20 protein-coding genes and 1 pseudogene are annotated in these 18,356 nt (G+C 72.8%); 10 read left to right on the top strand and 11 right to left on the bottom strand.

The annotated features are described in order from the left end of the window. Nucleotide 1 precedes the first annotated feature (1 nt). The 3 genes from AB0I21_RS26305 to AB0I21_RS26295 are packed head-to-tail and all read right to left on the bottom strand — an operon-like array spanning nt 2 to nt 1,977. Nucleotides 2–625 (bottom strand): SAM-dependent methyltransferase, encoded by a 624-nt coding sequence (locus tag AB0I21_RS26305; RefSeq protein WP_360564979.1) that lies wholly within the window; start codon nt 623–625, stop codon nt 2–4. Then, nucleotides 622–1,626 carry an alpha/beta hydrolase gene (locus AB0I21_RS26300; RefSeq protein ID WP_360564977.1) on the bottom strand — a complete coding sequence of 335 codons (1,005 nt, stop codon included), beginning with the start codon at nt 1,624–1,626 and terminating at the stop codon, nt 622–624. Before AB0I21_RS26300 ends, AB0I21_RS26305 begins: the two co-directional genes overlap by 4 nt. Before the next feature lie 45 nt (nt 1,627–1,671). After that, a complete protein-coding gene (locus AB0I21_RS26295) occupies nt 1,672–1,977 on the bottom strand; it encodes an antibiotic biosynthesis monooxygenase (RefSeq protein WP_360564975.1) in 306 nt (101 codons plus the stop codon). A gap of 303 nt (nt 1,978–2,280) precedes the next feature. On the opposite strand from AB0I21_RS26295, the gene AB0I21_RS26290 reads away from it, so the two are divergent. After that, nucleotides 2,281–2,868, top strand: a complete 588-nt coding sequence (locus tag AB0I21_RS26290; protein WP_360564973.1) for a ferritin-like domain-containing protein — start codon at nt 2,281–2,283, stop codon at nt 2,866–2,868. On the opposite strand, the gene AB0I21_RS26285 is transcribed toward AB0I21_RS26290, so the two are convergent. From AB0I21_RS26285 to AB0I21_RS26270, 4 genes are all read right to left on the bottom strand, one after another. Beyond that, the gene (locus tag AB0I21_RS26285) at nt 2,822–5,584 is read right to left on the bottom strand and encodes an AAA family ATPase (RefSeq protein WP_360564972.1); all 2,763 of its coding nucleotides are present in this window, start codon (nt 5,582–5,584) and stop codon (nt 2,822–2,824) included. The two genes, AB0I21_RS26290 and AB0I21_RS26285, sit on opposite strands and share 47 nt — an antisense overlap. A 174-nt stretch (nt 5,585–5,758) precedes the next feature. Next, entirely contained in the window at nt 5,759–6,658 is a 900-nt protein-coding gene (locus AB0I21_RS26280) for an AraC family transcriptional regulator (RefSeq protein WP_360564970.1), read from the bottom strand. A 296-nt stretch (nt 6,659–6,954) separates the two neighbouring features. After that, on the bottom strand, nt 6,955–7,953 hold the full coding sequence (locus tag AB0I21_RS26275) for a glycerophosphodiester phosphodiesterase family protein (protein ID WP_360564968.1): 999 nt from the start codon (nt 7,951–7,953) through the stop codon (nt 6,955–6,957). A 71-nt stretch (nt 7,954–8,024) separates the two neighbouring features. Continuing rightward, complete coding sequence (locus AB0I21_RS26270; protein ID WP_360564967.1) at nt 8,025–8,660, bottom strand: response regulator transcription factor; 636 nt, start codon at nt 8,658–8,660, stop codon at nt 8,025–8,027. 40 nt (nt 8,661–8,700) lie between these two features. Here AB0I21_RS26270 and AB0I21_RS26265 point away from each other — a divergent pair, with 40 nt between their 5' ends. The 4 genes from AB0I21_RS26265 to AB0I21_RS26250 all read left to right on the top strand — a co-directional run bounded on the left by AB0I21_RS26265 (nt 8,701) and on the right by AB0I21_RS26250 (nt 12,146). Further along, entirely contained in the window at nt 8,701–9,792 is a 1,092-nt protein-coding gene (locus AB0I21_RS26265; protein WP_360564965.1) for a histidine kinase, read from the top strand. Nucleotides 9,793–9,814: 22 nt separating this feature from the next. Next, nucleotides 9,815–10,138 carry a hypothetical protein gene (locus AB0I21_RS26260; protein ID WP_360564963.1) on the top strand — a complete coding sequence of 108 codons (324 nt, stop codon included), beginning with the start codon at nt 9,815–9,817 and terminating at the stop codon, nt 10,136–10,138. Between the two features lie 82 nt (nt 10,139–10,220). Beyond that, nucleotides 10,221–10,853 carry an acVLRF1 family peptidyl-tRNA hydrolase gene (locus AB0I21_RS26255; protein WP_360564961.1) on the top strand — a complete coding sequence of 211 codons (633 nt, stop codon included), beginning with the start codon at nt 10,221–10,223 and terminating at the stop codon, nt 10,851–10,853. 54 nt (nt 10,854–10,907) lie between these two features. Next, a complete protein-coding gene (locus AB0I21_RS26250; RefSeq protein WP_360564960.1) occupies nt 10,908–12,146 on the top strand; it encodes a condensation domain-containing protein in 1,239 nt (412 codons plus the stop codon). Here the strand turns inward: AB0I21_RS26250 and AB0I21_RS26245 are convergent, their stop codons facing one another. After that, nucleotides 12,147–12,509: a hypothetical protein gene (locus AB0I21_RS26245; RefSeq protein ID WP_360564958.1), complete on the bottom strand. Its 363-nt coding sequence runs from the start codon at nt 12,507–12,509 to the stop codon at nt 12,147–12,149. Continuing rightward, nucleotides 12,506–13,027 carry a MarR family transcriptional regulator gene (locus AB0I21_RS26240; protein WP_360564956.1) on the bottom strand — a complete coding sequence of 174 codons (522 nt, stop codon included), beginning with the start codon at nt 13,025–13,027 and terminating at the stop codon, nt 12,506–12,508. The genes AB0I21_RS26245 and AB0I21_RS26240 overlap by 4 nt, the downstream gene beginning before the upstream one ends. Nucleotides 13,028–13,457: 430 nt before the next feature. On the opposite strand from AB0I21_RS26240, the pseudogene AB0I21_RS26235 reads away from it, so the two are divergent. Further along, nucleotides 13,458–13,844, top strand: a pseudogene (locus AB0I21_RS26235) (histidine kinase dimerization/phosphoacceptor domain-containing protein); the annotation flags it as partial. Nucleotides 13,845–14,416: 572 nt separating this feature from the next. Here the strand turns inward: AB0I21_RS26235 and AB0I21_RS26230 are convergent. Beyond that, nucleotides 14,417–14,548, bottom strand: coding sequence for a hypothetical protein (locus AB0I21_RS26230; protein WP_360565007.1), 132 nt, complete (start codon nt 14,546–14,548; stop codon nt 14,417–14,419). Between the two features lie 156 nt (nt 14,549–14,704). Here AB0I21_RS26230 and AB0I21_RS26225 point away from each other — a divergent pair, with 156 nt between their 5' ends. Further along, nucleotides 14,705–15,118, top strand: a complete 414-nt coding sequence (locus AB0I21_RS26225; protein WP_360565005.1) for a hypothetical protein — start codon at nt 14,705–14,707, stop codon at nt 15,116–15,118. Between the two features lie 65 nt (nt 15,119–15,183). Here the strand turns inward: AB0I21_RS26225 and AB0I21_RS26220 are convergent, their stop codons facing one another. Continuing rightward, nucleotides 15,184–15,792 carry a helix-turn-helix domain-containing protein gene (locus tag AB0I21_RS26220; RefSeq protein WP_360564955.1) on the bottom strand — a complete coding sequence of 203 codons (609 nt, stop codon included), beginning with the start codon at nt 15,790–15,792 and terminating at the stop codon, nt 15,184–15,186. 98 nt (nt 15,793–15,890) lie between these two features. On the opposite strand from AB0I21_RS26220, the gene AB0I21_RS26215 reads away from it, so the two are divergent. The 3 genes from AB0I21_RS26215 (at nt 15,891) to AB0I21_RS26205 (ending at nt 18,351) form a co-directional block, all read left to right on the top strand. Next, nucleotides 15,891–17,276 carry an MFS transporter gene (locus tag AB0I21_RS26215; protein ID WP_360564953.1) on the top strand — a complete coding sequence of 462 codons (1,386 nt, stop codon included), beginning with the start codon at nt 15,891–15,893 and terminating at the stop codon, nt 17,274–17,276. A 95-nt stretch (nt 17,277–17,371) separates the two neighbouring features. Beyond that, nucleotides 17,372–17,734: a VOC family protein gene (locus AB0I21_RS26210; protein WP_360565003.1), complete on the top strand. Its 363-nt coding sequence runs from the start codon at nt 17,372–17,374 to the stop codon at nt 17,732–17,734. A gap of 194 nt (nt 17,735–17,928) precedes the next feature. After that, nucleotides 17,929–18,351: a hypothetical protein gene (locus tag AB0I21_RS26205; RefSeq protein ID WP_360564951.1), complete on the top strand. Its 423-nt coding sequence runs from the start codon at nt 17,929–17,931 to the stop codon at nt 18,349–18,351. Nucleotides 18,352–18,356 lie beyond the last annotated feature (5 nt).

Genomic DNA, 18,356 nt, shown 5'->3' with positions numbered 1-18,356 from the left:
GCTAGGCGGGGATCAGGGCATGCCGCTGTGCTGGTATCCGGGGCCGTCGGCAGAAGTAGACGAAGGCCGGGGGCACGTTGGCCCACACCGTCCGGCCGGCCACGACCTCCTCGAACCGGGTGCCCAGGGACCGGCGCAGCCGCCGGGCGGGCGGGGCCCAGCGGGCGAGCGTGTAGGCGAAGGTGGTGAACGCGCCGTCGGGGGCGAGGGTGTCGGTGACCGCGCCCAGCAGTTCGTCCTGCTGGCCACCGGCGAACGCCGCCCACGGCAGCCCACTCACGATCACGTCCGCGTGCCGGTGACCGCGTTCGGCCAGCACTTCGCGGAGATTACGGGCGTCGGCGACGGCGACGTCGATCTGCGGGTACCGGGCTGCCAGCAGGCCCGCGAACCGTTCGTTGACCTCGACGGCAATGTGCTGCCCGCGACCGGCGAGCCGCCGCTGGACGGCGCCGGTGAACGCGCCGGTGCCGGGGCCGAGCTCGACGACCACCGGGTCGCCGGTGCGCGGCACGGGCGAGGTGATGAGGTCGGCCAGCGGCACGCCACTCGGGGCGACGGCGGCGACGGTGAACGGGTCACGCAGAAACTCGCGCAGGAACGTGGCACGGTGCTCGGACGTCATCGCACGGCCCCTTGCCCGGCGTCGTGCGCAACCGACGCCGCGTCGGCCGGCACCAGGATCCGGGAGAGCCATTCGGTGCGGGTACGGCGCGCCGCCACCGAGAGCCGCGCGTGCGGGTACAGCGCGTCGAAACCGTGCCAGCCGCCGGCCCAGACGTGCAGCTCGGCTCGGCCCCCGGCGGCCCAGATGCGGGTGGCGTAGGCGACGTCCTCGTCGCGGAAGACCTCCGCCGTACCGACGTCGACGTAGGTGGCGGGCAAGCCGGACAGGTCGTCGGCGAGTGCCGGGGAAACGTAGCCGGGCACGGCGTCAGGATCGAGGTCGCCCAGCACCGACCGCCAGCCGAACTCGTTCATCTCGCGGGTCCAGACGCCCGGCCCGCCGGCGTACTGCCGACTGGAGACGGTGTTGTTGCGGTGGTCGAGCATGGGGCAGATCAGCACCTGGGCGACCAATGCCGGGGTGCCGCGGTCGCGTGCCATCAGGGTGACTCCGGCGGTGAGGCCACCGCCGGCGCTGGCCCCGGCCACGACGATGCGGGCCGGATCGATGCCGAGCTCGTCGGCGTGCTCGGCGACCCAGAGCAGGCCGCGGTAGCAGTCGTCGACCAGGCTCGTGCCAGTGGCTTCGGGTGCCAGCCGGTATTCCACGGAGACCACGACGGCGCCGAACGCTTCGAGCCAGTCCAGCGGGATGTCGATCTGGGAGAAGCGGTCACCCATGACCATGCCACCACCGTGCATCCAGTACACGCAGGGTGCGCCAGCCGGACGACCGGTACCGGCCGGGCTGAAGATCGACAGTGCGAGTGGGGTGCCGCCCGTATCGGTGATGCTGACCTCGTGCCGGTCGACGGCGCGGCCCGCGAGGGCGGGTTCGACGGGAGCCGACGAGAACGGGCGGATCTGGGCGAGAACCTCGGTGTCGAGTTCCGCTAGGAGCGGTATGTCGGCCAGGAGCCTGCCCAGCTCGGGATCGAAGGGGGGACGTTGCTGATTCATGGTGGAGTCCTGTCGCTATGGGTTCGTCGAAGGAGGAGCGGGTGCTCAGATCGCGGCCTTGCCGCCGACTGGTACCTCGTCGGTGTACTGCGACTCGCCGGCCAGCAGCGGCTGGAGCTTCGCCACCAGGTCCTGGGCCTGTGCAGTGGCGAAGAACCTGCTGTGTGCCTCCGGAGTGGTCCAGCCTTCGGTGACGTGGACGACGTCGGGGTTGCCGGCCGAGCGGCCGACCAGGAAGACGACGCAGTCGTCGTTGTCCAGCGACGGTGCGTCGAGCAGCAAGTTGACCAGTTCGTCGCCCCGGCCGGGCTGCGCGGTCATGGTGGCGTGGAAGCCGTGGTCGATGGTCATCGGGCATCTCCTCGATTGGTTCCGCTTGTCGTAGCTCCACTCTCGGAGCGCCCGGGCGGACCTTCCTCAGTCATCTGACTTCGAGGAATCCGGCGCACCCGGCCGGTGACCTAACAAGTCCGGCTGCGCAGCCGACCGCCGACTTTCCGCCGTGGGACCGCGGGGTGCGGCGAGAGCGGCCCCGGCAACCCCGGATTCGCGGTTGCCGGGGCCGCACAGCAGGGGTGGACAGGCCGGTGAACCCCGGGTCTTAGGTCATCTGACAGATGCACCGCGGCGTGCCGTACTCGAACAATCGAAGCCGTGACAGTGCCTTCAGGACGGGAACACCCCGCATCGCAGCCGGCCGTGCTGCGCACGCGTGAGGTCCGCGACCGCGCGTTGTTCGATCTGGACGACGGGCCGGTGACGCCGTCGAACCGCGCCGACCTGACGGCGACCACGCGGCTGCTCAACGGGCTGCTGGCCAGTCTGATCGTGTCCTCGTTGCAGTACGAGCAGCACGCTCAGGCCGTCCCCGCGCCCTCGGCGCGCCCCCTCGCGGACTTCCTCTGCACCTGCGCCGACCGGGACCGCGGCAGCGCCCGACTGGTCGCGGCGCGGATCGGGCACCTCGGCGCCATCGGCGACTACGAACCGCAGCACCTGAGCGCCCGGTCCCGAATCGCCTTCCGCGCATTCCCCGACGGCGACCTCACCGGCATCGTGACGCAGAACCTCGTCGGCGTGCGGATCCTCGTCCAAACACTGCAAGAGGCAGTGCGCTGGGTGGGCGACGACGATCCCACCACCAGGCGGTTGCTGGAGCGGCTGCTGGAGGACAAGGAGAGCCAGGCGGGCCAGCTCAGCGCCCAGTCTTCCCATCAGCAACAGGCGAGAGAGCGTCCCTGAGCCCGGCGCGTGACGTGACGCCGAGCTTGGGAAAGATCCGGTACAGGTGGGCACCGATCGTGCGGTGCGAGAGGTACAGCCGTTCGGCGATCTGCTTGTTGGTCAGGCCGCCCGCCGCCAGCTGGGCGATCTGGCGCTCCTGTGCCGTCAGGGCGGTCAGCTCACCCGCCGGCTGCCGGGCCGTCCGGTGCCCGGCGGCGCGCAACTCGGCCTGGGTGCGCGCGAGCCACGGCTCGGCCGCCATGGCGGCGAAGCCGTCGTGCGCGGCGAGCAGGTGTCGGCGAGCCTGCGCTGACAACCTGGTGCGGCGCAGCCTCTCGCCGAACGACAGCCGGACCCGGGAGACGTCGAACAACCAGCGCTCTGCGGCAGGCCCGGCCAGCAGCGCCTCCAGGCGGCTCATCGGCTCGTCACCGTCGAGGACCAGTGCCTCGGCGCCCGCCTGGATCAGGGCCATCCGCCCCGACAACGCCCCCACGTCCGCGGCCCGCATCGCCTCGACGTGTGCCCTGGCCTCAACCGTGCGCCCGGTCCGCACCGCCGCCTCGACCAGGTCGAACATGACCCAGGTGCAGTGCGGCACGTGCGCGGCCAGGACGCCGGGCGGGCTCATGGCGACGGCGTGCCGGAAGGCGGCTTCGTAGTCTCCCTGTCCCAGCGCGGCCAGTGCGCGCGGTTGATGAGCGAACAGGGCCGCGGCGGACACGCCGCGAGGCAACGCCCAGTGAGTGATCTCGTCGGCGAGCGCGTACGCCTCGTCGAAACGGCCCCGGCCGGCGGCGACGAGCGCCCGGTTGTACCGGAAGTACCACGCGAAGAACGGGAAGCCGCTGGTGTCACAGATCCGTTGCCCTTCCAGGGCGAGTTCCTCGTCCTCGTCCCACCGGCCGACCAGGAAGTCGTCCAGGCACAGATGCATCAGGGCGCCGAGGTGCCGGCGGGGCGGCCCACCGTCGCGTCCCTGCCGGACGAGGCGCCAGGAGGACTCGCGGCAGTCGCCCAGCCGGTCCAGATAGACCGAGGCCGTGCCGATCCGCATGATCCGGGTGGGATCGGCCTCGTCGGCGAGCGACCGCAGGATCGCGTCGATCCGCGGCAGCGCCGCCGCACCGGTGCGTACCGGATCGGGGAAGGTCTCGCTGACCAGCGCGAGGACCTCCGGCGGCCCAGGCCGCAGTCTGCGCAGCACCCGGAAGTAGGAGTCCCAGTACTCCGTCGTGCTGCCGTACCAGCTCACCAGCAGCAGGGTGTGGACGGCCTCGATCAGCGCCGGATCGTCGGCCCGGTAGCCGTGGTCGCCGGCCTCGATGGCCCCGACCAGGAGCCGGTGCGCGGTGTTGACGTCGCCGTCGCCGTTGAGCATGAGGAAGGCAGCCGCGTTGGCCACGTGCAGGGAGCCGGCGGCGTCCGGGGCCGCCCGTCGGGCATTGCGGAGCAACGACTCGGCGTCGTCGGCGCCGCTGGCCTCCGCGCCGATGTACGCGGCCTCACCGAGCCGCCGCCCCCGTCCCACGCTCGTCGTGCTCAGCTCCGCGGCGCGGATCAGGGCGGTGATCGCGGCGAGCGCGTCCCCGCGCAGCATCACCCGGTGCGCTGCGTCCTCCAACAGCTCCGCCACCATCTCGTCCGGGCCGGCAGCGGCCGCCGCCAGGTGCCACGCGCGGCGTTCCTGGTCGTCGGTCAGGGCACCGGCGAGGGCGGCGTGCGCCTTGCGGCGCTCCTCGTGGGTGGACGCCGCCACGATGGCCGACCGGATCAGCGGATGCCGGAACGCGATCCGCGCCGTGGCGTCGTCCACGCGAACCAACTGCTCCCGTTCCGCCGGGGCCAGGTCGGCCAGGCTTACCCCGTCGGGTAGGGCGGCCCTGAGCACCTGGACGTCGCCGGTACTCTCGAAGGTGGCGAGGAGCAGCAGCTGTCGGGTGAGTTCCGGCAGGCCCACGAGGCGCGCGGCGAAGATTTCTTGAAGCCGGTCACTGAGCGGGATCACCTCCGGTTGCGTCGCCGAGCGCCGCGCGGCGCCCAGCAACGTGGCGGGTAGCTCGATCAGGGCGAGCGGGTTACCCTGCGCGAGGTCCAGCAGCCGGTGCCGAACCCGCGCCGGCATCTCCGGATGGTTGGCAGCGACCAGCTGCCCGGCCGCCTGGCTGTCCAGTGGCTCGACGACCTGCTCGGACAGGCCGCGCCGGTCGAGGAAGCTCGCCGTCCCCACCCTGGCCGACGCCAGCAGGCCGGCGCGACGGTCCTCCAGCCGCCGGGTGATGAAGCCCAGGACCACGGCGCTCGCCCGGTCGATCCAGTGCACGTCGTCGACCAGCAGGACGATCGGCACGTCGGCGGCCAACTCGGTGATGAGCAGCAGCGCGGCATTGCAGACCAGCAGGACGTCCGGCGGCGTGCCGGCGCCGAAGCCGAGCGCCACCGACAGCGCCTCCCGCGGACCGAGCGGAAGGCGCTCGAGGTCAGCGTGCACAGGCAGAAGCAACTGGTTGAGACAGGCGTAGCTGACGTCGGCCTCGAACTCGGATCCGGAAGCGCGCAGCACCCGCATCCCCCGGGCGGCGGCGAGCTCGGCCGCGGCGGTCATCAGTGCGGACTTGCCGACCCCCGGTTCGCCGCAGATCAGGCGCGCGTCGCCGTGCTGCCGTACGCCTTCGAGGAAGCCGGCGAGCCGCTCGAGTTCGGCATGGCGTCCGAAGAGTCCGATGGTGGCCACACGCACCTCACGCGCCTGTCGTTGTCGATTACCCGATCGGCCGGCCCATGCTGCGCAGGCGACCGCAAGCATGTGCCGGCACGCTATATCGGCCTGTCGATGATCCGGAAACTCCGGTCGGGCCGCAGGCAGGATCAGGCAAGACTTCGCGAGCTTTGATCAACAGTCGTCCGGTCAGGCAGGTGTGGCGGTCCGGGAAGGCGAGTGCAGCAGGGCGGCGTCCCGGCTCGGTGGCTCGCCGAACTGCCGGCGGTACTCGCGGCTGAACTGTGCGGGGCTCTCGTAACCGACGCGCCGGCTGATCGCAGCGATGTCGCCGGGGCCCGCGACCAGCAGCAGCCGGGCATGCTGCAGCCGGATCTGCTTCTGGAACTGGATGGGGCTCATCGCGGTGACGGCATGGAAGTTGCGGTGGAAGGCGGAGACGCTCATGCCCGCCTGCTGAGCCACCTCCTCCACCCGGAAGGGTTGCGCATAGTGGTCGCGAATCCACTGTACGGCCCGGGCGATGTGGCTGAGGCTGCTGTCGGGCAGGCCGAACTGACGCACGATGGCGCCGTGTTCACCGGTGATCAGCCGCCAGAGGATCTCACGCTTGATCAGGGGTGCGAGCACGCTGATGTCGCGCGGCCGGTCGAGCAGGCGCAGCAGCCGGACGAAAGCCTCGACCAGCTCGGCGGAGGCGGTGCTGACGGCCAGCCCGGACGGGACGCCGCGACCCAGGTCCGGCAGGTCACCCGGAGCTGCCTGCAACAGCAGCTCGGCGATGGCGGACGGGTGCAGGTCCAACCCGACACCGAGCCCGGGCAGCTCCGGACTGGCCTTCGCGAAGTAGGCGGTCACGGGCATGTCGACCGATGCGACAAGGTACTGCCCAGCGTGGTAGTCGTACACGCGGTCGCCCAGCGCGAAGCGCTTCGTGCCTTGACCGACGAGGGCCACGACCTTGCCGTACGTGGTCGGCACCGGCGGGTGCGGCCGGTCCGCCCGGAAGATGCGGACATCCCCGATACGGGTGCTCAGGTCGGTCCGAGCATGGCGGGCAAGGAGTTCGCGCAACTCGTCGAGGGCCATGGTCCCGATTGAAGCACTCGATCGCGGCCGGCACTGGTGCGGAGCCGGTCACGGTCCGTCCGAAGCCATCGACCGTGCTGCGTCGGTCGGTGGCGGCCGCGTCCCTGGTACTTGCGGTTTACTGCCTGACCTCGGTCTCCTGCTCCCCAGCGTCGGTCGGCTCCTTACGGCCGAGTTCGCTGACATCGCGGAGGAGCACCGCCCTCATCAACGCGTTAGGCGAGCCGGGTCGCGTTCGGAACGAGGGTGAGCAGGGAGTGCGGCGTGGGCACGGAGCCGGGGGGCTTGAGAGACGGTCAGCGGGCTGGTGTGACGAGTGGGGCGATGACGTCGGCGCGGTTGGTCCAGATGCCGCCGGACCAGTCGTCGGGGAGGTCGGTGAGGTCGGCCTGGGTGTCGAAGCCGGCGGACCAGTCGCCCACCGAGCGGACCAGGACGACGCGGGTGTCGGCGGAGCGCATGCGGGCGACGAAGAGGTGGGGCCAGCCCCATAACCATTGGCCGTAGTGGGCGGGGAGGGGGAGCTCGCGGTGGTGGCAGCTGGCCGGGACGTGGCCGGTCCAGCCGGTGGCGGCGTAGTCGAGCAGGCAGTCCTTGATGATGGCGCGGGAGGAGGCGCGCACCTGGGGCAGGCGGCGCACGACGGCGGCGACCGCGGTGTCGCCGCCGGTGACGGTGACCGTGGCGAGGCGGGTGGCGGGGAGCGTGGCGAGGAAGTCGGCGAGGGCGTCGCCGTCGGCCCGGTCGTCGCGCTTCAGGTCGAGCTTGAACGCGCGGTCCGGCAGCGCGGCGAACACCTCCGGGACCGTGGGCAGCAGGCCGACGCCGGTGCCGCGCAGCGGGAACGTGGTGCCGTTGTCGGCGGTGTACCCATACCCGACGTCCAACTTCCGGAGCTCGGCCAGCGTGTGCTCGCCGACGGTGCCGTGGCCGTCGGTGCGGCAGTCGAGGGTGGCGTCGTGGAACACCGCGAGCTGGCCGTCGCGCGTCACCTGCACGTCGATCTCGGCCTGGTCGGCGCCCGCCTCGAACGCGGCCCGCAGCGACGGCAGCGTGTTCTCCAGCAGCGGCACCTGCGGCGGGTGGATGATCCGCGCGGTGCAGGTGTCGGCGGTGACGCCGGCGAGGTCGAAGGTCTGCGCGATCCCGCGGTGGGCGAGCAGGAACGGCCGCTCGCCCTTCGACGGGCCGGCGAGCGTCGAGCTGTTGCGCAGGAACAGGCCGCAGGCGACGACGAGCAGCACCGCGAGGGTGATGGTGATGCGGCGACGCCATCGGCGCGGAACGGTCAGCACCACAGCAGCCTCGCGCACCCCACCGCCGGCCGGAACGGGCAAAAGTACGTGGTCCGACCGCGACTTTGGTCCTACGACCCGCGCAGCCCCCGGGCCAGCAGCGCGGCCTGGGTGCGGCTCGCCACGTCGAGCTTCGCCAGGACGTTGCTGACGTGGGCCTTGACGGTCCGCTCGGCGAGGGAGAGGGCGCCGGCGATCTCGCGGTTGCCCAGGCCCTGGCCGAGCAGCTCCAGCACCTCCCGCTCGCGCGGCGTGAGCGAGCTGAGATCGGCGGCGGCCGGAGACGACGGACGGGACGGCGCGGCCCGCGGCCACAGCAGGTCGGCGGCCGACGCGCTCAACGGCCGCACCCCGGCGTGCGCGCCCCGCACCGCCGCGGCCAGCTCGGCGCCGGTGGCGTCCTTGAGCACGAACCCGTCGGCGCCGGCGGCCAGGGCGCGCTGGATGTCCGCGGCGCTGCCGACGGTCGTCAGCATCAGCACCTTCACCGAGGGCCGCTCGGCCCGCAGCCGCAGCATCGTCGCGACCCCGTCGGCGCCCGGCAGGTACAGGTCCAGCAGGATGAGGTCGGCGGGGACGAAGTCGCGCAGCAGCGCCGCGCCGTCCGGGAACTCGGCGACCACCTCGATGCCGGGCTCGGCGCCGAGGATGAGGGCCAGCCCTTCGCGGACGAGCGCCTGGTCGTCGACGATGGCGAGCCGGATCACCCGGCCGATGATATGCCAGTGATCTGGCAGGGAGGCACCGATGAGCCGGCACTGGCGGATCGCGATCGACCTGACGCTGTACGCCACCCTCATCGTGCTTTACGCCCTGTCGGGCACGGTGATCTCGGTGCCGCTCGCGGTGGCGCAGCTGGTGCCGCTCGTGTGGCGGAACAGGGCACCCGGGACGGTGCTCGCGGTGATCAGCGTGGCGACGGCGGCGCACTCGCTGCTCGGGATGGGGCGCGCCGTCGGGTACCTGCCGGTGTCCCTCGCCATGTACACGGCGGCGACGCAACGGTCACCGGTGGTGCGGTGGGGCGTCTGCGCCGCCGCCACGGTGCTCGTCACGGTCGCCGGCGCGGCCCGGCGCGGCCCGGTCGAGGGCGGGCTGCTCGCGGCCGTCGCGCTGACCGTCACCTGGCTGGCCGGTGTCGAGCGCGGCGAGCATCTGCGGGAGCGGGCCGAGCACCTGCGCGAACGCGGCGAGCGGCGCCTCGCCGAGCAGGCGGCGGAGACGGCCCGCGCGCGGGAGCGGCTCGCCCGCCGGCTGCACGACAGCCTCGCCCACACGATGACGGTCATGCTGGTGCAGGGCGAGGCGCTGCGGGCGACCGCCGAGCTCGCCCCCGCCGACCGGCGGCGCCTCGACACCGTGCTGCAGGCGGGCCGGGACGCCCTCGCCGAGGTGCGGCAGGCCCTGGCGGAGGAGGCTGGGGAGGCTGAGGGGGCGACGCTGACCGGGCGGCTCGCCGCGCTGCGCGAGGCCGGCCTGTCGGTGCCGGGAGACCCGTCCGCCGGCCTGACCCGCCTGCCGGTCGCCGTCCGCGACGTGGCCGCCCGGCTGGTCGCGGAGGCCGCCACCAACGCGCTGCGCCACGACGGTCCGGGCACCACGCTGACCGTCACCGCCGACGGGGCGGCCGTGCGGGTCACGACCCGGCGCCCACCCGGAGCAGGTCCCTCCGAGGAAGCGGGCGGCGGCGGGTACGGCCTGCGCAGCCTCGACACCGACGTCCGCGCCGCCGGCGGGACGCTGACCTACGGCCCGACCGCGACCGGCTGGCGGGTGACGGCCGAGTTCACGCCGGCGGGTGAAGCACCTGCCCGCGTGGAGCGGCAGGACCTAGGCTGAGGACCGACACGAGGAGGTGGCGGTGCAGGGACGGTTGCGTGCCGTCGCGCAGCTCGCCGTCGCCGTGCTGGTCGCCGCGGTGACCGCCGTCGCCGTCAACCACATGCCGCCGCTGACCGGGGTCCGCCTGGCCGTCGTGGCGGTCGCGTCGCCGATCGCGCTGCTCGGCGGGCTCTGGCTGGAGATCTTCGCGGTCACCGGCGACCACCCCAGCCCACGGCCACGCCGGGGCGGCCTGCGGCGGCGGATCCGGCGGTTCCTGCGCACCTGGCGCGGCGTGCTGTCCTCCGTCGCGATCGTCAGCGTCGTCGTGCTGGTCCCGCTGCTGTTCGTGCACGGCACCTGACAGCGCCGCCACCAGAGGCGCGGGACAGACCGGGGCGGCCCGCTGCTGTTTCGTACATGCGACACAACGGCAAACTGAGAACATGGTGAAGGCAAGGCCCGCCGCCGGCGGGGGACGCTGGGTCGAGATCTCCCCGGAGCGGCTCAAGGGCTGGCTGGACGGGTTCTACGGCCGGCACGACGGCGCGACCGAGGACGCGCTCACCCTGACCGGCGCCAGCAACGGCGACACCGCGACGCTGCACCCGCCGCCGGGCCTGGACGGGGTCGCCGACATCGACGCGCTGCTGCAGGGGATCGCCCGGCCGCCGAGGATCGGGCTGCTGCTCGTGCGCAGGGGCGCCGCGGCCGTCGGGGTCGCCGAGGGCACGACGCTGGAGACGTCGAAGGTCGAGCGGTTCTACGTGCAGGGGCGCACCGCCGCCGGTGGATGGTCGCAGCAGCGGTACGCCAGACGCCGCGGCAACCAGACGGACGCGGCGATCGAGGAGACCGCGGACATCGCGGTGCGCGTCCTGTCCGGCGGTGAGGGCCTCGCCTCGGTCGTCTGCGGCGGCGACCGCGCGATGATCGACCACGTCCTGGAGGATCCGCGGCTGGCGCCCGTCGCCGCGCTGCGCCACCCCCACCTGCTGGAGGTCCCGGAGCCGCGGCTCAACGTCCTGGAGGACGCGGCGGTCACCGCGAGAAAGATCCGCATCCATCTGGTGCCGTGAGCGCGGGGCGCTACGCTGTCTGTGGTCGCGAGCCGGACGAGAATGGATCCGTCGATGGTTGACGTGGTGGATCGGGTCGACGTCGCGTTCCGCGGCGAGGGCAGTGGCGTGGCCGAGCTGACCTGGGGCCAGCAGTCGATGCTGCTGACGATGGACCGCGAGCGGTCGTGGCTGCCGATGGGCGGGCACCAGCCGGTGGCGCCCGGCGCGACCGTCGCGGACGTGCTCGACGAGCTGCGCTACTCCCTGGAGCGCTACCAGTCCTTCCGGACGCGGCTGCGCGCGGGCACCCTGCAGGAGGTCCACGCCGAGGGGATGCTGACCGTCGAGGTGTACGAGACGGCCGACCCTCTCGGGCTCGCCGCCGAGGTCGAGCACGGCTACCGGGTCGCGGCGCCGGACCTGGCGGCGGACTGGCCGCTGCGCGCCGCGATCGTGTGCCGCGACGGGCGGCCGGAGCGGCTCGTCGCGATCATGCCGCACCTGGTGACCGATGCGATCGGCGCCGGGGTGATGGTGGCCGAGGCGAGCGCCCGCGTCGCCACGCCCGTCACCGGCCCGCAGCCGCTCGAGCTGGCCGAGTGGCAGCGCTCGCCGTCCGGGGTGCGGCAGAGCGCCGCCGCGGTCCGCCACTGGGAGCGGCACCTGCCGTCGGTGACGGTGCTGCCGCAGGGACGGACGCCGGAGCCGGTGCGGTATCCGAAGGCGCGGTTCACCTCGCCGGCGATGGCGGCCGCGCTGCCGCTGGTCGCCGCGCGCACCGGGGTCGACCCGGCGACGATCCTGTCGACCGCGTTCATGATGGCCGTCGGCCGGGTCGCCGGCACCGACCAGGTCGCGGTGCGCCACCTGGTGGGCAACCGGTTCCGCTCGGGGCTGGCCGAGGTCGTCACGCCGCTGGCGCAGCTGGGGCTGTGCGTCGCGGACGTGTCCGTGCCGTTCGGCGAGGCCCTCGGCCGGGTCGCGCGGGCGTCGCTCGCCGCGCACAAGCACGCCTACTACGACCCGATGCGGCTCGCCGAGGTGCTCGCCGGCGCGGACACCGACGTCACCCGCACCGTCTGCTACAACGACCGCCGCATGCAGCGGGCCTCCACAGTGGAGGCGACGACCGCCGACGGCGTGCTGGAGTGGGTCGGCGCGTCGAGCGGGCCGACCGAGCCGCTGTTCCTGCACATCGACGACGAGCCGGGCGCGCTGGTGCTCACCGTCGACGTGGACACCGCGTTCCTGTCCCGCGCGGACGCGGAGGCGATCGCCCGCACCATGGAGTCGGTCATCGTCGCGGGATGATCATCCCGCGACCGCCGCGTGCAGCGCCTGCCACGGGGTCGCGTCGAAGATCAGCCTGATCGACGTGATCCGGCCGCCGGTGAGGCGGAAGTGCTCGGCCGTGCGCTGCGTGCCGACCGGCGTCGCCGTGTGGACGTCGTAGACGAGGGTGGCCTCGTCCGCGCCGTACAGCTCGCTGAGCAGGTCGACGCCGGTGACGATCCGCAGGAAGTCCGGCAGGCCGGCCAGGTGCGCGGCGGGGTCGTCGAACCGCAGCATCGGGCTCTCGAACCGGAACGGCGTGCCGGTCAGCGCGATGGCCGCCGCGACGTCCCCGCGGAACCGGGCCTCGTGATACGCCCGCACCACATCGACAGTGTTCATCGTGATCGCACCCTTCGAACGCCTTGGACGAGCCGGAGACACAGGTCGCGCAACTGATCGGCCTCGGCGGCGCTGAACCCGGCGAACACGGCCTCCATCGCCATGCGCGTCGGCGCCCGGAACGTCGCCAGCCACGCCCGCCCGTCCTCGGTCGCGACGGCCCGCACCGACCGCCGGTCCGCCGGGTCCGGCACGCGCCGCAGCAGGCCCTTGTGTTCGAGGGTGTCGACGAGGCCGGTGACGTTGCGCGGGGTGACGCCGAGCGCCTGCGCCAGCTCGCCGAGTGGCAGGCCGGCCTCGCCGCTCAGGCTCAGCCGCACCAGCAGGTCGAACGCGCCGGCGCTGAGCCCGCGCCCCTCCGCCCCGGCCGAGCGGAGGTGCTCGATCGCCCCCGCCGCCGACCGCACCGCCGCGGCCGCCTCGAGCAGCGGCAGTGCCTCCTCGCCCGCGAACGCGGTGAGTGCGGCCCGGGCGCCCTCGTCGTACAGTAGGCCGTCGCCATCAGTTCCGTACTGCATAATGAAGTACTACACGAATCAGGTCCGGCAGGCAATGCGACTTGAGTCGTAGCCGGGCGACTCCTGGTACTCCTGGGGTCGTAGGTGACGAGAAGACCCGAGGATGACGACCGGCCCGCTGGGTGCCCATAGCGTGGAGCCGTGGACGGGGGCGGGAGCAGCGCGGCGTGGGAGCGGTGGTGCCGGCGGCCGAGGATGCCCGTGCTGGTCGGGGCCCTGCAGATCGCCACGACCGTCGCGGCGGCACAGCGGGTCACCGAGCGGCGGCCCGTCGACGCACTCGCGATCGCGCTGCTCGCGGTAGGGCCGGCGCTGCTGTGGCTGTGGCACCGCGCCGGTCCTCGTCCTCGCCGGCAACTTCGCGGCCACCGCCGCCTACTACACGCTCGGCTACCGCTTCGGGCCGGCCGCGCTGAGCCTCGCGGTCGCGATGGTCGTCGCCGTCGCGACCGGCCGGCGGCGCGCGGCGTGGGTGGTGACGGCGGCCGGGTTACCCACGTATCTGCTGGTGAGCGCCGCCGTCGGGCGGCAGGCCGCGCCGGGGCCGGTCGCGGTCGTGGCGATCGCCGCCGTGCTGGGACTCGTGCTCGCCGTCGGCGAGGCCGTCCGGGTCGCGGGGGAGCGCCGGGCCGACGCCGAGCGGGCCAGGGTCGCCGAGCAGCGGCGGCGGGTCAGCGACGAGCGGCTGCGGGTGGCGCGGGACCTGCACGACGTCCTCGCCCACCACGTGTCGCTGGTCAACATGCAGGCCAACGTGGCGCTGCGGCTCTTCGACCGCGACCCCGAACAGGCGCGGGCGTCGGTCACGGCGATCAAGGAGGTCAGCCGGGAGACCCTCGACGACCTGCGGGCCGCCCTCGCCGTCCTGCGCCGCGACACCGACGCGCCGCGCCGGCCGGGCGCCGGCCTCTCCCAGGTCGACGAGCTGCTGGCCCGCTCCGGCGAGGCGGGCCTGCGCGTCACGAAGACCGTCGAGGGCGAGCCGCGGCACCTGGCGACGGCGGTGGACCTGGCGGCGTTCCGCATCGTCCAGGAGGCCGTGACCAACGTCCGCCGGCACAGCGCCGCCGGCGCCGCGACGCTGCGGATCGCGTTCACCGCCGACGCCGTGACGGTCACCGTCCACGACCACGGCCCGCCGCCACCCTGCCCAACCCCGACGGCGACGGCATCACCGGCATGCGCGAGCGCGCCGTGGGCCTCGCCGGCACGTTCGAGTCCGGCCCGACGCCGAGCGGTGGTTTCCGCGTGTACGCCGAGCTGCCGTACCGGACGCCGTCATGACCCGGGCCGGACGGCGAAGCGCTGTACATGGGCACGGCTCCCGTCCCGCCTTGAGACGCCGGTCTGTTCGGGGGACCGCGTGATCAGGGTGGTGCTCGCCGACGATCAGGCGTTGATGCGGGCCGGGCTCCGGGCGCTGCTGCAGGACGGCGGGGGCATCGACGTCGTCGCGGAGGCGGGCGACGGCCGGGTCGCGGTCGAGAAGGCCACCGAGCTGGTGCCGCACGTCGTGCTCATGGACCGTCCACCCGCTGCCACCACGGTCGCAGCCGTCACCGGCCGCGTCCACCGCGCGATTGAGTCGGCGGCGGCAGGTGTACGACCAGCGCACGACCGTCCGGTGTGGACCACGGCACGACGCGCCCGACGGTCCCGGCCTCCAGCATGGGTCGCATGCATCGTCTCGCCAACGGCCGCTGGGCCGGCCTGCTCAACAACGGCCGCTGGGTCGGTCTGCTCGGCATCGGCTGGTTCGTCCTGTTCCTGCTCGGCGCCGCCGTCCTGCAGGGCGAGCCACCCCCGGCCGGCGCCACCGTCGCCGAGGTCCGCGCCTTCTTCCACGCCCACGGCACCCGCTACCTGGCCGGCGACTACGTCGCGGGCTGCGCCTTCATGCTGCTCCTCCTGCCGTGCGGCGCCCTCCTGCCCCGCGCCCTGCACCTGCCCGACCGTCCACTGTGCTCATACGTCACCACCGGCGCCGTCGCCGCCCTCGTCACGGTCGGCGGCACGGCCACCTCGTTCCTGGACGCGGTCGCGATGGCCCACGGCGACGCCCGCCTCGACGATTCGACGGTCACCGTGTGACTTTGCGCGATAGATGGCGGCCCTTTGCACGCTAGTTGGCGGAGGTTAGAGGGCTGCCCCTGACCTCACGGACCGGGGGCGGCGGGACTGCGAATCTCGGCTGGCACTGGGCGCAGTCCGTCAATCATGAACGCCAGCAGACGGTCGCCCTGCTCGTCGGGGACCTGCTCGCGGGCCCAGGCAGCCGCGTTGATGAGCGCGAACATATCCGCGGCGCTGGCCTCGGTACGCACGAGACCTACACGGCGCGCTCGATCGAGCAACCGCTCACCGGCGGCGGTCATCTGCTGGCACGCCCGGTACAGCGGATTGTTCTCGTCCTTTAAGGAGTTCAGTAGTGAGGTGGCCAGTCCTCGATAGGCGGACATGTGCGCCGCGGTCGCGCGGGCCCACCGGGCAAGTGCCTCGCCGGGTGACGGGTGCGTGAGCAGCTCCTCGGCGGTGGCGACGAGCCGGTCGATGCTCTCGTGGAGCGTCGCTTCGAGCAGCGCCTGCCGGGTTGGAAAGTGCCCATACAGTGTGCCGATCGACACCCCGGCGCGTCGCGCGATCTCCTCCAGCGATGCCTCCGTGCCCCGTTCCCGGAAGGCGACCTCCGCTTCGGCGAGCAGCCGTTCGTAGTTGCGGCGGGCGTCGGCACGCATCCGGCGTTGGGGCGTGTTCGCAGCGTTCACGGTAACCCTCTTGCTAAGTCGAGGTAGCCTCAATATATTGTCGAGGCAGCCTCAGCTTAGCTGACCGTGAAGGGACTGCCATGTCGAGCAGGGCCACCGTGCCTGACGGCGCGGCACCGGTGCCGGGCGCATCCGCATCCCGGCGCGGTGCCGTCCTGGCGATCATCGCCGCCTGCCAGTTGATGATGGTGCTGGACAGCACCGTCGTGTACGTGGCGCTCCCGAAGATCCAGGCCGACGTCGGCTTCACGGCAAGCGGCCTGTCGTGGGTGGTGAACTCGTACACGCTGGCCTTCGGTGGTCTGCTGCTCCTGGGCGGGCGGGCCGGCGACATCCTCGGCCAGCGCCGAGTCTTCGTCACCGGCATCGCCGTCTTCGGCCTCGCCTCACTCGTTGGCGGCATCGCCACCGCGGACTGGTCCCTGCTGGCCGCCCGTACGGTGCAGGGTGTCGGCGCCGCGCTCGCCGCGCCCAGCGCGCTCGCCCTCATCCCGGCGAACTTCGGGGAGGGCCCCGCCCGTACCCGGGCGGTCGGGGTCTACACGGCGGTGGCCGCGTCAGGGGCGGCGCTGGGGCTGATTCTCGGCGGTGTGCTGAGCGACTGGGCATCGTGGCGGTGGATTCTTCTCATCAACGTGCCGATCGCGGTCGCGGTGGTGGTCATTGCACCGATGGTCGTCCAGGAAACGCCGCGCCGGAGCGGTCACTTCGACATCGCGGGCGCGCTCGCCTCGACCGCCGGCATGATCGCCCTGGTCTACGGGCTGACCCGTGCCGCCATCGACGGCTGGGGTGATCCGGTCGTCGTGACCGCTCTGGCGGGCGCGGTCGCGCTGCTCGGGCTGTTTCTCGTTGCGGAGGTCCGCGTCCAGCAGCCGATCGTCCCGCTGCGGCTGTTCGCCGATAAGGCGCGCGCCAGCGCGTTCCTGACGCTGGTGCTCTTCCCGGCGGCCATGTTCGGCATGTTCTTCTTCCTGACCCAGTTCCTGCAGCAGACGCATGGCTACGGCGCACTGCGGACCGGGTTGGCATTCCTGCCGATGACGATCCTGCTTCTCGCCTCATCCGCGGTTGCGGTCAGGCTCCTGCCCCGTGTCGGTGTTCCGAGGCTGGCGGCCGCGGGCGGTGTAGTGGTCACCGCTGGCATGGTCTGGCTCGCGCAGATCTCGTCGGACTCCGGATACGCCGAAGGCATCCTCGGCCCGGTACTGCTCTTCGGTGCTGGCGCGGGACTCGTCTTCACGCCGCTGACCATGTCGATCCTTTCCGGGGTCGAGCCGGCCGAGTCCGGCGCGGCGTCCAGCCTGCTCAACGCGATGCAGCAGGTGGGCGGTGCACTCGGGCTGGCCGTGCTGGTCACCGTCGCGACGCCGGCGATCGTGCCGATCGACGGGATGTCGCGAGCGTTTTGGGTCGCCAGCGCCTTCACAGCCACGGCCGTCGTGCTGGCGCTGGTCCACCGGCGCCCGACTCCGGCGGCGTGACCGGTGACGAGCGGAGCCGGGCCACGACAGTTCGGTTGGATCACTACCTGCGGCCACCGTGTGGCCCGCGGACCTGAATGAGACGGAGTGTGACGATGCCGATCGCCACGGTGCGAGGTGTGACTATGGACTGCGCCGATCCCCGGGCTCTGGCTCGGTTCTACCAAGAGCTGACAGGCATGGAGTTGAGCTACGACGCCGACGAGTTCGTCGCCCTGACCGCCGGTTCGGGCTACGACCTGGGCTTCCAGCGGGTTCACGGATACCGGGCTCCGCAGTGGCCCGGTCAGGAGGTGCCGCAGCAGTTCCACCTGGACCTCCGGGTGGAGGACCTCGGCGCCGCGGAGAAACTGGCTCTGAGGCTTGGCGCAGTCAGGCCGGACCACCAGCCGGGCGGCGACCGGTGGCAGGTGCTGCTGGACCCGGCCGGTCACCCGTTTTGCCTGACCGCTGGCTGACCGCTGGAGTCCGCCGCGGGGCACGTCTGAAGTCGAGCGTCGGGGCGGCAGACGCTCGGACATCATGCGGTGTGGCCCGGCTGGGGCGGCTGATCAGCGCAGCGGGTCGGCGGTGAGCGTGGGCTGGCTACGGGGCTCTGCCGTTCCGGCTGCGGTTCACCGTGGGCGGGCAGCGCCGGGATCATGTGCCGGACGTGCTCGCGGTGACCCGGCAGGGGGTGTGGTTGTTCGACGTGCGCCCTGCGGACCGGGTGCGGGAGAAGGATCTGGCCGGTTTCGCGGCGGCGGCGCGGGTCGCGGCTGAGGTCGGGTGGCGGTATGCGGTGGTGACCGGCTGGCGGCCGAACGTACTGGCCGGGGTGGAGGGGTTCTCAGCGCAGCGGCGGCCGCTGGCCGATCCGCTCGGCGTGCAGGCGCAGCTGCTCGCCGCCGCCGCGGGCGGGTCGATGCCGTTCGGTGCGCTGGCGGCGGCGACGTCGGTCCCGGCGATCGGCCGTGCGCATGTGCTGCATCTGTTGTGGCGCCGGTGGTTGGAGTGCGATCTGAGCCGGCCACTCGGCGATGCGACACTCGTTCGGGTCGCGGCGCCCACCGGCCCTGTTGTGGCGACCGGGTGAGCCAG

Origin of the sequence: Dactylosporangium sp. NPDC050588 (genome assembly GCF_040654975.1) — a bacterium.
Classification (GTDB): Bacteria; Actinomycetota; Actinomycetes; order Mycobacteriales; family Micromonosporaceae; genus Dactylosporangium; species Dactylosporangium maewongense.
This window is presented reverse-complemented; position numbering and strand designations above follow the sequence as displayed.